The organism is Streptomyces sp. NPDC107575, from assembly GCF_055657265.1.
Genome location: NZ_JBVKBG010000004.1, coordinates 39,618 through 52,059, shown reverse-complemented (window position 1 = coordinate 52,059; position 12,442 = coordinate 39,618). Strand labels below are relative to the sequence as shown.

Below are 12,442 nucleotides of genomic sequence, written 5' to 3'. Positions count from 1 at the left end.
CACTACGACGAGTGGACGGACGCGCTTATTCCTGCGCTCGCCCCTTGTTTCCCGCGCAGTTCTCGCAGCGCCCGAAGATCGCGAAGTGCTTGAGGTCGGTGTCGAAGCCGAACTTCTCGCGCAGCTTGGCGGTGAACTCCGCCGCGACGTCCACGTCCGCCTCGATCACGTTCGTACAGTCCCGGCACACCATGTGGATGTGGTGGTGCCGGTCGGCGAGGTGGTACGTGGGCGCGCCGTGCCCGAGATGGGCGTGCGAGACCAGCCCGAGCTCCTCCAGGAGCTCCAGGGTCCGGTAGACCGTCGAAATGTTGACCCCCGACGCCGTCTTGCGCACTTCGCACAGGATGTCGTCGGGGGTCGCATGCTCGAGGGCGTCCACGGCTTCCAGGACAAGCTGACGCTGCGGCGTCAGCCGGTAGCCGCGCTGCCTCAGATCGCTCTTCCAGTCGGTGCTCACCACACCGACGAGTCTAGAACCACTTGAAGGAAGCGGTTCCGGCCTACTTGAAGAACGCGATGCCGTCGTCCGGCATGTCCGGCAGGTTGCGCGCCATGTCGGCGACCTCCTCCGGCGAGACGACCTTCTTGAGCTGGGCCGACATGTAGGGGCGCAGCGGGACCTCGGGGGTCTGCTTCTCGCCGACCCACATCAGGTCGCTCTTCACGTAGCCGTAGAGGCGCTTGCCGCCGCTGTACGGGCCGGAGGCCGCCGTGCGGGCCACCGCGTCCGTGGCGATGTCGATCTGCGGCTTCTGGTCGGCGAGCTCGCCGTACCAGACCTCGACGACACCGTCGTCGCGGACCATGACGACCTCGACCTTGCGGTCGTCGTCGATCCGCCAGAAGCCGGACTCCGATTCCAGGGGGCGGACCTTCTCGCCCTTCTCGTCGAGCACCCAGGTGTGCGACTGGTACTCGAGGAAGTCCCGGCCGTCGTGGGTGAAGGAGACCTCCTGGCCGAAGTTGCACTTCTCGGAGCCGGGGAAGTCGTGGACGCCCGCGCCCTCCCAGGTGCCCAGCAGGAAGGCAAGGGGGACGAGCTTGGGGTTCAGGTCGGACGGGATCTGGATCATGAGCGGTTCAGACGTCTCTCAGTGGGGGGTCAGCGCTGGCCCTGGTACAGCTTCTTCACGGTCAGACCCGCGAAGGCGACGACGCCGACGCAGACCAGGACGAGAAGGGTGGAGAAGAAGGCCTCAAGCACGGGATTGCTCCTCGGTGAGCGGAACGTATGCGGATAACAGAGCCGGACCCCACTGTAGTCGTCCGGGCACCGGCGCTCTCGGCGAGGTCGGTCACAGCGGGTGTCAGGGCGGATGCCGGGCGGGTGTCAGGGGCGACGCTTCTTGCCGTCCAGTTCGTCCCACCACTCGTCGGACTTCGGATCGCCGGAGGGGTCGTCCCACCAGCGGTCCTCGGGGCCCCGCCGGTTGGCGACGATGGCGGCGACGGGCGGGATCACCATGGCGACGACGCACATGGCGACGGCGGCCGGCACGGACCAGAGCCGCACGACGCCCCAGGCCAGCACGAACAGGCCGATGCAGACGCCCATCATGGCGAAGTAGACGTGCTTTCGCCGCGCGTACATACCTTCAGCGTAAGCCCGCCCGGGTCCCCGAAACATGCCGAAGGACCGCACCCGTACCAGTGGCGTCCAACCCAGGCGGGGTGCGGCCCTTCAGCCGTCGTGTGTGACCGCTCAGACGGCGATCGCGACCTCGGCGAGCCCGCCGGTCTGGGCGACGACCGTGCGGTCGGCCTGGCCGCCGGGGACCAGGGCGCGCAGGGTCCACGTGCCCTCGGCCGCGTAGAAGCGGAACTGGCCCGTGGCCGAGGTGGGGACCTCGGCGGTGAACTCGCCGGTCGAGTCCAGGAGGCGCACGTAACCGGTGACGGGCTCGCCGTCCTTGGTCACCTGGCCCTGGATGGTGGTCTCACCGGGCTTGATCGTCGAGGCGTCGGGGCCGCCGGCCTTCGCTCCGCACATGTTGCTCTCCTAGGAAGTGAAAGGTCGCTGGATTACTTGTTGGCGCCGAGCTCGATCGGCACGCCGACGAGGGAGCCGTACTCGGTCCACGAGCCGTCGTAGTTCTTGACGTTCTCCTGGCCGAGCAGCTCGTGCAGCACGAACCAGGTGAGCGCGGAGCGCTCACCGATACGGCAGTAGGCGATGGAGTCCTTCGCCAGGTCGACCTGCTCGTCGGCGTAGAGCGCCTTGAGCTCGTCGTCCGACTTGAACGTGCCGTCGTCGTTGGCGTTCTTCGACCACGGGATGTTGCGGGCGGACGGGACGTGGCCCGGACGCTGCGACTGCTCCTGCGGGAGGTGGGCCGGGGCGAGCAGCTTGCCGGAGAACTCGTCGGGCGACCGCACGTCGACGAGGTTCTGGGTGCCGATCGCGTTCACGACGTCGTCGCGGAAGGCGCGGATCGACGTGTCCTGCGGCTTGGCCTTGTACTGCGTGGCCGGGCGGTTCGGGACCTGCGCGCCGTCGACCAGGTCGCGGGAGTCGAGCTCCCACTTCTTGCGGCCGCCGTCGAGGAGCTTGACGTCCTGGTGGCCGTAGAGCTTGAAGTACCAGTACGCGTAGGAGGCGAACCAGTTGTTGTTGCCGCCGTAGAGGACGACGGTCGTGTCGTTGCCGATGCCCTTCTTCGACAGCAGCTCCTCGAAGCCGGCCTGGTCGATGAAGTCACGGCGGACCGGGTCCTGGAGGTCCTTGGTCCAGTCGATCCGGATCGCGTTCTTGATGTGGTTCTTGTCGTACGCGGACGTGTCCTCGTCGACCTCGACGATCGCCACGCTGTCGTTGTCGAGGTTGGCCTCGACCCAGTCGGCGTCTACCAGGACGTCGCTGCGGCTCATGCTGATTCCTCCGGGGCAGTTGCGGGGGTATGCGAAACGGATGTGCGTCAGTGCACGGGGACCCCGAGTCGTAGGCCTCAAGGGGTCCGGGAAAAGCGGGAGTTGTTCCGCCCCCAAGCTCTCGAATTCGCTCGAGCAGGGGGTGCCCCCGCGCTCAGACGGCGCGACAGAGCATGGCGGCGACGCGGCACAGGTCTACTGCCCGCCGCTTCGTGAGATCCGCCTGTCGCTTCATGCACCCGATCGTAAGGACGTACCGGCGGCCGTGTCACCGGTGTGTCGGATGATGAGACGAGATCGTCCGGAATGTGGGAACGATCGCGCCTCCGGGTGGCACGGGCCCCGCCGCCGCACCGCCGGGCGCCCGTCGGCATCTGCTCTGCGGACGCCGTCGTCTCGCAGTTCGGACCTACTGCCCGACAAGGTCGAGATTCGAACCCTTCACGCTGATCTCGATGCCCTGATCGACGGCCTGCACACGGTCGAGCTTGATGCCCGCCGGCAGATCGTCGAGCGCCTGCTTGAAGTCGATGACATCCCGGATCGGGCCCTCCGCCGGCTTGAGCGCGCCGATGTCCGGCAGGCTGTCGGCGTGCGCGGAGACCTGGCCGCCGCTGACGTCGACCGTGCTGCGCACCGTGGGCCGCACCGTGCCGAGCGGGGTCTTCACCGCGACGGTGACCTTGACCTTGTGGTCGCCGCCGTACGCGAGCCCGTCGATCCACGCGGTGACGCCGGGGGCGACCTGGGCCGGGCCCTGCTTCTTCACGGCCTTGAGCAGCTCGGCGTAGTCGATACGGGCGGTGCCGGTGGCCGAGTCGGCGGTGGCGGAGCTGTAGCTGCTGTCGAACTTCACGCCGCGCATCTCGGCCTTGAGGTCGGCGATGCGGATGGCCTCGCCGTCGCTCTTGCCGCTCTTCGCCTCGAAGTCCTGGATGCCGAGCTCGACGTCGTCCAGGGTGCCGTCCGCGACCTGGGTCAGGAACGGGAAGCCGTTGATCGACACGTCGGGGGTCTGCCCGAGCCCCTCGCTCGTGCGGATCTTGTCGGCGGCCTTGCTCTCGGCGAAGTGGACCGCGATGCGGTCGGCCGCCACGAAGAGGCCGCCGACCACGACGACAAATATGAGCAGTATTCGCAGTGCGCGCATGGCCCGGAGGGTACGCGACCGCCGGCCCGGCCTAGCCGAGCGCGCGGCCCAGCAGCCACACGGCGGGGGCGGCAGCAGCCAGCGGCAGCGCCACGCCCGCCGTCATGTGCACGAACCGGGACGGGAAGTCGTACGACGCGACGCGGTGGCCGATGACGGCGCAGGCGCCCGCACCGAGCCCGAGGAACGCGCCACCGGTACCGAAGTCCGTGATGCCGCCCGCCGCGATGCCCGCCCCCGTCGCCGCGAGCAGCGCGACGATCACGGACGCGACCGTCGGCAGCGGCAGCGCCCGGGCCAGGATCGCGACCGCCACGGCCACCCCGCCGACCGTCACCGCGTCGGGCTCGGCCGCCAGGTGACCGGCCGCGACGATCGCGAGCGCCGCGGAGGCGACCGTCGCCATCAGGCCGTACATCCGCTCGTCCGGATCGGCGTGCGAACGCAGTTGGAGAACGAGGGTGAGCAGCACCCAGACGCCGAGCGTGCCGAGGATCGCGGCGGGGCCGTTGTCGCGGCCCGCCACGAGCAGCGCGATGTCCGCGACGACGCCGCCCATGAACGCGAGCGCGATGCCCTGGCGGGCGGGCCACATCCCGTTCAGCCGGAACCAGCCGGCGGCCGTGACGGCCTGCAGCAGCACGAGCGGCACGAGCAGCGCGTACGACCCGAGGGCGGCGCCCCCGGCGAGCAAAAGCCCGAGCACGGCGGTGAGCGCGGCGGGCTGGAGCCCGGGCTCGATGATCGGAGATCGACGTTGAGCACGGGTGGGCATTTCAAGGCCCTGAGGCGCTTGAGCACGAGTGGGCACATCAAGCCCCGCACTGGGACGAGAGCCGGCGGGGTCCGGGGCAGAGCCCCGTGAGCTCCACTCCTCCGACGCCGAGGGCGCGGACTCGTACGACCACTGCTGCTGCGGCACCGGCGGAGCCGATTGCTGCGGCTGCGCATACGCGTCGTACTGGTACGGGTACTGCTGGTTGTTGCTCATCGGGGTGTCATCCTCCTGCGAACGGCGGGAGCACCTCGACCGTGCCGCCCTCGGCAAGCCGTACCGTCTCATGACCGCGGGTCCCGACCGGATCCCCGTCGACCAGGAACGAGGAGCGCTGGAGCACCCGGACGAGATCGCCGGGGTGCCGCGTGCGCACCGCTTCCAGCGCCGCGGCCAGCGTCTCCGCCTCGTACGGCTCCTCCGCGACGCCGGCGGCGGCCTTGGCCGCGGCCCAGAAGCGGATCGTGCCCTGCGCCATTCCCGACTCCTCTCTCGGTCCCGCTGTGTGCGGCTGTCTGCGGCGTCCTATTGTGCGGCAAGCGTCGCCGCGACCCACGCCCCGATCCGTTCGATCAGCTCGTCGCTCGCCGCGTGCTCGGCGTGGCCCATCCCCGGCTCCAGCCACAGCTCCGCCGCCCCGTCGGAGGCCGCCACCAGCATCCGGGGGTGGTCGACGGGAAAGTACGGGTCGCTGTCGCCGTGCACCACGAGCAGCGGGGTCGGCGCGAGCAGCGGCACCGACTCGACCGGGGAGAGCGGGACCGGGTCCCAGTCGTACGGGTGGATCCGCGTGCGCAGCCCGAAGCGGCTGACGAGGCGCCCGGCGGGCCGGGTCACCGCCCAGTGCACCCGCCGCATCGGGGCCGTGCCGCGGTAGAACCACCGGGCGGGGGCGCTCACCGCGACGACCCCGTCAACGTGCGCTTCCGTGCGCCCCCTGTGCAGCGCGGCCTGCCGCAGCACCACGGACCCGCCCATGGAGAAGCCGACCGTCACCACGCGCGCGTGGCCGAGCGAGCGCGCCCATGCGACGGCCGCCGCGAGATCGAGCACTTCCCTGTCGCCGACCGTGGACCGCCCGCCGGAGCGCCCGTGCCCCCGGAACGAGAACGTGACCACGGCCGCACGCTGGGCGAACACCGCCGCGGCGCGCCGCACGTGGGGCCGCTCCAGATCGCCGGTGAAGCCGTGCGCGAGCACGATCGCCGGGCTGTCGGTGCCGCCGGGACCGGGCTCGTACGCGGCCTCGATGGCGACTCCGTCGCGTGCTCGGAGCATCACGCGCCGTCTCCGTTCGGTGATCGGCCACACAGAAGATCCACGCTCGTCACCTGCCGGACCCCATGTCATGTGGGCTATTCTGCTGGGAAGAGGACTCGGGCAATGCAGCCCCCGGGTCCTTTTGTGCTTTCTGGGGCGTTGTATACGACGACCCGAAAACACGCACAGAACACCAGGTCAGGACCCCGGGGCGCGGGGTTCTGGCCCCGTACGAAGCAGTGCCGCAAACGTCCTCGCAGGGACCGAGGAGGAACCAGACGTTATGGGCGAGCGAACCGTGCACGAACGTATGACGACCCCCAGGGCAGGTGGGGACCGATGAGCTCTCTTCTGCTCCTCACCAATGCCCTCCAGCCGTCGACGGAGGTGCTTCCCGCTCTCGGCCTGCTCCTGCACAACGTGCGAGTGGCTCCCGCGGAGGGACCCGCACTCGTCGACACCCCCGGCGCCGATGTCATCCTCATCGACGGCCGCCGCGACCTCCCGCAGGTCCGCAGCCTCTGTCAGCTGCTCCGCTCGACGGGGCCCGGCTGTCCGCTGGTGCTCGTCGTGACGGAGGGCGGCCTCGCGGCCGTCACCGCCGACTGGGGCATCGACGACGTACTCCTCGACACGGCGGGCCCCGCCGAGGTCGAGGCCCGTCTCCGGCTCGCCATGGGCCGGCAGCAGATCGTCACCGACGACTCCCCGATGGAGATCCGCAACGGCGATCTGTCGGTGGACGAGGCGACGTACAGCGCGAAGCTCAAGGGCCGGGTCCTCGACCTGACCTTCAAGGAGTTCGAGCTCCTGAAGTACCTGGCGCAGCACCCCGGCCGTGTGTTCACGCGCGCCCAGCTGCTCCAGGAGGTCTGGGGCTACGACTACTTCGGCGGCACCCGGACCGTGGACGTGCACGTGCGAAGGCTGCGCGCCAAGCTCGGGCCCGAGCACGAGTCGCTGATCGGCACCGTGCGCAACGTCGGCTACCGCTTCGTCACCCCGGAGAAGCCGGAGAAGAAGGCGGAGAAGAACGCCGAGGCGCGGGCCGAGAAGCGGGCGGAGCAGGAGGCCGAGCAGCGGGCCGCGGCCGCGAACAAGGCGGATAACGCGGGAAACACGGACAAGCTCCCGTCCCCCGTGGACGGAGTGGGCCGCCCGGCCCCCGTGCGCCGCTAGCGGTGCGGCTCACGCCCTGCCCAGAGGGTGGTCCATCCGCGTAGACTCCGCGCGTGGCCAAGGTGACTCGGGACGATGTGGCGCGGCTGGCGGGTACCTCGACCGCCGTCGTGTCCTACGTGATCAACAACGGACCCCGGCCGGTCGCCCCGGCCACGCGCGAGCGGGTGCTCGCCGCGATCAAGGAGCTGGGGTACCGGCCCGACCGGGTCGCCCAGGCCATGGCCTCGCGGCGGACCGACCTCATAGGCATGATCGTGCCGGACGCGCGCCAGCCGTTCTTCGCGGAGATGACGCACGCCGTCGAACAGGCGGCGTCGGAGCGCGGAAAGATGGTCCTGGTCGGCAACTCCGACTACGTGCCGGATCGTGAGGTCCACTACGTCCGCGCCTTCCTCGGCATGCGGGTCTCGGGCCTGATCCTCGTCAGCCACGGTTTCAACGACCTGGCGGCGAACGAGATCGAGGCCTGGGACGCCCGCGTCGTCCTCCTGCACGAGCGGCCCGAGGCGATCGACGACGTCGCGGTGGTGACCGACGACGTCGGCGGCGCCCAGCTCGCCACCCGGCACCTCCTGGAGCACGGGAACGAGTACGTGGCCTGCCTCGGCGGCACCGCGGACACCCCGTCCGTCGGCGACCCGGTCTCCGACCACGTCGAGGGCTGGCGCCGCGCCATGAAGGAGGCGGGGCGGTCCATCGACGGCCGGCTCTTCGAGGCCCCGTACAACCGCTACGACGCGTACAAGGTGGCGCTCGGCCTGCTGGCCGGGCCCGACCGGCCGCCCGCGATCTTCTGCTCCACGGACGACCAAGCCATCGGTGTGCTGCGGGCCGCGCGCGAGCTGCGTATCGACGTGCCGGGCGAGCTGGCGGTGGCCGGGTTCGACGACGTGAAGGAGGCGGGGCTCACGGATCCGCCGCTGACCACCGTCGCCTCGGACCGGCCGGCGATGGCGCGGGCCGCGGTGGACCTCGTCCTCGACGACTCGTTGCGGGTGGCCGGGTCGCGGCGCGAGCGGCTGAAGCTGTTCCCCTCGCGGCTGGTCGTGCGGCAGTCCTGCGGCTGCGAGTAGGCTCCGCCGACCCGTCTTTACTTCGGGCAAACAGGGTTCTGCCGGGACTCTCAGGACACCCTCAGCCTGCTCTCATGTACGCGCCACAGGCTTGGTGCCATGACCGACACCTACCGCCGAAGCGGCGACGAACCCCAGGCCTATCCTCCGCAGCCCCCGTACCTGCCGGGTGTGGTGCTGTCCGAGCAGACGCACGAGCAGTCGGCGGGCGAGCACCCGCAGCAGGAGCACCCGCAGCACGTCGGCCGGAAGAAGAAGCGGCTGCGGGGTCCCGCCGGGCTGATCACGGCGGTGGCGATCGCCGCGGCGGCCGTCGGCGGCGGTACCGCGTACGGCATCCAGGAGCTCACCGGCTCCTCCTCCACGGCCTCGTCGTCCACCAGCACCACGGTGGTGCCCAGCAGCAAGAAGGGCACCGTGTCCGGGGTCGCGGAGGCGGTCAGCCCGTCCATAGTCGAGATCAACGCGACGCTCGGCTCCGGTTCCTCGACCGGCTCCGGCGTGATCATCACGAGTGACGGCGAGATCGTCACCAATAACCACGTCGTGTCCGGCGCCTCCTCCGTCAAGGTCTCGACGAGCGACGGCAAGACGTACACGGCGGACGTCGTCGGCACCGACGCGAAGAAGGACCTCGCGCTCATCAAGCTGAAGAACGCCTCCGGCCTCAAGGCCGCGACGCTCGGCGACTCCGAGGGCGTCAAGGTCGGCGACGACGTCGTCGCGATCGGCTCGCCCGAGGGCCTCACCGGCACGGTGACCAGCGGCATCGTCTCCGCGCTCCAGCGCGACGTCACCGTCTCCACGGACGAGGGGCAGCAGCAACAGCAGGGCGGCGGCAGCGGCGAATGGCCCTTCGAGTTCGGCGGCCAGGAGTTCAACGGCGACACCGGCTCGTCCAAGACGACGTACAAGGCGATCCAGACGGACGCGTCCCTCAACCCCGGCAACTCCGGCGGCGCGCTCATCGACATGAACGGCAACATCATCGGCATCAACTCGGCGATGTACTCCTCCGCTTCGGACTCCTCCACGTCGTCCTCCAGCAACGGCAGCGTGGGGCTCGGCTTCGCCATTCCGATCAACACGGTGAAGGCGGACCTGGACACGTTGCGCTCCGGCGGCACGAGCAACTGACCGTTGTGCACCACCGCCCCCACGCCACGGGGCTCCGCCCCGACCCCGCGGGCTCTCGTACGCGAAGCGGGGCTGGTCCTGCCGAACCGGCGTCACGGCCACGGGGCTCCGCGGGCTCTCGTACGCGAAGCGGGGCTGGTCCTGCCGAACCGGCGTCACGGCCACGGGGCTCCACGGGCTCCCGTACGCAAAGCGGGGCTGGTCCTGCCGAACCGGCGTTACGGCCACGGGGCTCCGCCCCGGACCCCGCTGCTCAATCGCCGCAGGGGCTTGATGTGCCCACCCGCCCCTGGGGCTTGCTTTGCCCGGCCCCCCGCAGGCAACGGCCCTACCCCTTGCCCCCGCCTATCTCCCACCCACCCGCCCCCTCCAGGGGCGTCGGCCTCACGGGGCGCCGCCCCGGCTCCCCGCCCGTCACGGTCAGCCGCCCCCGCCTTGGGCAATCTGCCGCCTTGGGCGGCAGGGTGGGCAAGGCGGCCCCCGGTGCCGCGCAACGAGAACCACTGGCGCCGACCCCGGAAAAGCACAGCCCCGGTACCGCGCAACCGTCAGGACAGGCGCCGCCCCGGCACAGCCCCGGGCCCCGGACGGGGCGACGCCCCCGGAGGGGGCGGGTGGGTGGGAGATGAGCGGGCCCCGGCACAGCCGGAAGACACCGGTTCCACGCTCCCGTGCCGAAGGGGGCGCCGCGCAACCGTCAGGACAGGCGCCGCCCCGGCACAGCCGTAAGACCCCGGTGCCGCGTGGCAGCGTCGGCAGGGGCATACCCCCGGGGCCGTGCGACGCTGAGAGGTGCCGGTCAACCGTCCGTACTCACCGACAGGAAACGCTGAACATGAGCCCCGCCGAAGGCGAACCGCAACGCATCCTCATCGTCGACGACGAGCCCGCGGTCCTGGAGGCACTCCAGCGTTCGCTCGCCTTCGAGGGCTACGCCACCGAGGTCGCGGTCGACGGCGCGGACGCCCTCGCGAAGGTGGACACGTACCGCCCCGACCTGGTCGTCCTCGACATCCAGATGCCCCGCATGGACGGCCTGACCGCGGCCCGCCGCATGCGCGCCACCGGCTCCACCACCCCCATCCTCATGCTCACCGCCCGCGACACCGTCGGCGACCGCGTCACCGGCCTCGACGCGGGCGCGGACGACTACCTGGTCAAGCCGTTCGAGCTCGACGAACTGTTCGCCCGCGTACGGGCCCTGCTGCGCCGCAGCGCGTACGCGGCCGCGGGCGAGGACGTCGCCGCCGACTCCGACGCCCTCTCCTTCGCCGACCTGCGCATGGACCTGACCACCCGCGAGGTCACCCGCGGCGGACGCCCGGTCGAGCTGACCCGCACCGAGTACACGCTCCTGGAGATGTTCCTGGCCCACCCGCGCCAGGTCCTCACCCGCGAGCAGATCCTCAAGGCCGTCTGGGGCTTCGACTTCGAGCCCTCGTCCAACTCCCTCGACGTCTACGTGATGTACCTGCGCCGCAAGACCGAGGCCGGCGGCGAACCGCGCCTCGTGCACACCGTGCGGGGCGTGGGCTACGTGCTGCGGTCCGGAGGAGCGGCGGAGTGAACAAGCTCGTACGCCGGCTGCGCACGCTGCCGCTGCGGTCGCGGATCGCGCTGCTGGTGGCGGCCGCGGTCGCGGCGGCGGTCGCCGCGGTGGCGGTGACCTGCTGGTTCGTCACGATGAAGCAGCTGTACGCGCAGCTGGACAACGACCTGGTGCAGCAGGCCCACTCGGTCAAGGTCGAGCAGATGCAGTACGTCCTCGCGGGCTGCGAGTCGAGCGACGCGTCGAACCGGCACCCCTTCCCGGGCCCCACGATCCAGATCATCCAGTCCAACGGCACGGTCTGCACCTCGCAGGGCGACCCGAAGATCCCCGTCCAGCCCTCGGACCTGGCCGTCGCGTCAGGCGGCTCGGACAACTCGCTGCACACCACGGACGACGTGAAGGGCCAGGCCATGCGGGTCCTCACCGTCCCGATCACCCGGAACGACGTCCCGGTCCCCGGCGTCGCCGCCTCCGTCGCCACCCCTCTCGACGAGATCACCAAACCGCTGACCACCCTGGCCTGGCTGCTGCTCCTCGTCGGCGGCGTCGGCGTCCTCGGCTCCACGGCCGCAGGCCTGTGGATCGCCCGCACCGGCCTGCGCCCCGTCGACCAGCTCACCGAGACCGTCGAACACGTCGCCAGAACCGAGGACCTCACGGTCCGCATCCCGGTCGAGGGCGACGACGAGATCGCGCGCCTGGCGGAGTCCTTCAACGCGATGACCGCCTCGCTCGCCTCCTCCCGCGAGCTCCAGCAGCAGCTCATCGCCGACGCGGGCCACGAGCTGCGGACGCCGCTGACCTCGATGCGCACCAACATCGAGCTGCTCAACCGGATCGAGGAGACCGGCCGCTCCATCCCCGCGGAGGACCGCAAGGCGCTGATGGCCTCGGTGAAGGCGCAGATGACGGAGCTGGCCGCGCTCATCGGCGACCTTCAGGAACTGTCGCGCACGGGACTGACCGGGGCCGAGGGGCCGCTGAAGGTGGTCTCGCTGCACGACACCGTGCGCAGCGCCATCGAGCGCGCCCGGCTGCGCGGCCCCGAGCTCACCTTCGACGCGGAGCTGGCCCCCTGGTACGTACGGGCGGAGCCGGCCGCGCTCGAGCGGGCGGTCGTGAACCTGCTGGACAACGCCGTGAAGTTCAGCCCGGAGAAGGGCCGCGTCGAGGTCCGGCTGATGCGCGGCACGCTCACCGTGCGGGACCACGGGCCCGGCATCCCGGACGATGAACTCCCGTACGTCTTCGACCGGTTCTGGCGGTCGCCGACCGCGCGCTCCCTGCCGGGCTCCGGCCTCGGCCTGTCGATCGTGGCGCGCACGGTCGAGGCCAGCGGCGGGCAGGTCGCGCTGTCAGCGGCGGACGGCGGCGGCACCGTCGCCACGCTGGTCCTGCCGGGTGCGCCGACGCCGCCGCCGGAGATCTCGTAGGCCCCGGAA

15 protein-coding genes are annotated in these 12,442 nt (G+C 70.8%); 5 read left to right on the top strand and 10 right to left on the bottom strand.

What is annotated here, in order from left to right:
• Positions 1-25 precede the first annotated feature (25 nt).
• The 10 genes from ACZ7L4_RS19725 to ACZ7L4_RS19680 form a co-directional block, all read right to left on the bottom strand.
• Positions 26-463, bottom strand: a complete 438-nt coding sequence (locus ACZ7L4_RS19725; protein ID WP_472104156.1) for a Fur family transcriptional regulator — start codon at positions 461-463, stop codon at positions 26-28.
• 40 nt (positions 464-503) lie between these two features.
• Positions 504-1,076, bottom strand: coding sequence for a heme-binding beta-barrel domain-containing protein (locus ACZ7L4_RS19720; protein ID WP_385766296.1), 573 nt, complete (start codon positions 1,074-1,076; stop codon positions 504-506).
• Positions 1,077-1,333: 257 nt separating this feature from the next.
• Complete coding sequence (locus ACZ7L4_RS19715; RefSeq protein ID WP_422408594.1) at positions 1,334-1,594, bottom strand: DUF3099 domain-containing protein; 261 nt, start codon at positions 1,592-1,594, stop codon at positions 1,334-1,336.
• 111 nt (positions 1,595-1,705) lie between these two features.
• Complete coding sequence (locus ACZ7L4_RS19710; protein WP_266712503.1) at positions 1,706-1,993, bottom strand: DUF1416 domain-containing protein; 288 nt, start codon at positions 1,991-1,993, stop codon at positions 1,706-1,708.
• A 32-nt stretch (positions 1,994-2,025) separates the two neighbouring features.
• Complete coding sequence (locus ACZ7L4_RS19705; protein ID WP_472104154.1) at positions 2,026-2,871, bottom strand: sulfurtransferase; 846 nt, start codon at positions 2,869-2,871, stop codon at positions 2,026-2,028.
• Between the two features lie 154 nt (positions 2,872-3,025).
• Entirely contained in the window at positions 3,026-3,106 is an 81-nt protein-coding gene (locus tag ACZ7L4_RS19700; RefSeq protein WP_350962106.1) for a putative leader peptide, read from the bottom strand.
• Between the two features lie 174 nt (positions 3,107-3,280).
• Complete coding sequence (locus ACZ7L4_RS19695; protein WP_472104152.1) at positions 3,281-4,021, bottom strand: LmeA family phospholipid-binding protein; 741 nt, start codon at positions 4,019-4,021, stop codon at positions 3,281-3,283.
• A gap of 31 nt (positions 4,022-4,052) precedes the next feature.
• Positions 4,053-5,084 carry a hypothetical protein gene (locus ACZ7L4_RS19690; RefSeq protein ID WP_472104150.1) on the bottom strand — a complete coding sequence of 344 codons (1,032 nt, stop codon included), beginning with the start codon at positions 5,082-5,084 and terminating at the stop codon, positions 4,053-4,055.
• Positions 5,020-5,274 carry a MoaD/ThiS family protein gene (locus ACZ7L4_RS19685; protein ID WP_399234010.1) on the bottom strand — a complete coding sequence of 85 codons (255 nt, stop codon included), beginning with the start codon at positions 5,272-5,274 and terminating at the stop codon, positions 5,020-5,022. Before ACZ7L4_RS19685 ends, ACZ7L4_RS19690 begins: the two co-directional genes overlap by 65 nt.
• 47 nt (positions 5,275-5,321) lie before the next feature.
• Positions 5,322-6,074 carry an alpha/beta hydrolase gene (locus tag ACZ7L4_RS19680; RefSeq protein ID WP_472104148.1) on the bottom strand — a complete coding sequence of 251 codons (753 nt, stop codon included), beginning with the start codon at positions 6,072-6,074 and terminating at the stop codon, positions 5,322-5,324.
• Positions 6,075-6,395: 321 nt separating this feature from the next.
• Between ACZ7L4_RS19680 and ACZ7L4_RS19675 the strand changes: the two genes are divergently transcribed.
• From ACZ7L4_RS19675 to ACZ7L4_RS19655, 5 genes are all read left to right on the top strand, one after another.
• Complete coding sequence (locus ACZ7L4_RS19675; protein ID WP_472104146.1) at positions 6,396-7,235, top strand: response regulator transcription factor; 840 nt, start codon at positions 6,396-6,398, stop codon at positions 7,233-7,235.
• A gap of 53 nt (positions 7,236-7,288) precedes the next feature.
• Entirely contained in the window at positions 7,289-8,311 is a 1,023-nt protein-coding gene (locus ACZ7L4_RS19670; protein ID WP_450811300.1) for a LacI family DNA-binding transcriptional regulator, read from the top strand.
• A gap of 99 nt (positions 8,312-8,410) precedes the next feature.
• Positions 8,411-9,448 (top strand): S1C family serine protease, encoded by a 1,038-nt coding sequence (locus tag ACZ7L4_RS19665; RefSeq protein ID WP_472104144.1) that lies wholly within the window; start codon positions 8,411-8,413, stop codon positions 9,446-9,448.
• Between the two features lie 835 nt (positions 9,449-10,283).
• A complete protein-coding gene (locus tag ACZ7L4_RS19660) occupies positions 10,284-11,015 on the top strand; it encodes a response regulator transcription factor (protein ID WP_472104142.1) in 732 nt (243 codons plus the stop codon).
• The gene (locus ACZ7L4_RS19655; RefSeq protein WP_472104140.1) at positions 11,012-12,433 is read left to right on the top strand and encodes a HAMP domain-containing sensor histidine kinase; all 1,422 of its coding nucleotides are present in this window, start codon (positions 11,012-11,014) and stop codon (positions 12,431-12,433) included. The genes ACZ7L4_RS19660 and ACZ7L4_RS19655 overlap by 4 nt, the downstream gene beginning before the upstream one ends.
• Positions 12,434-12,442: the final 9 nt, after the last annotated feature.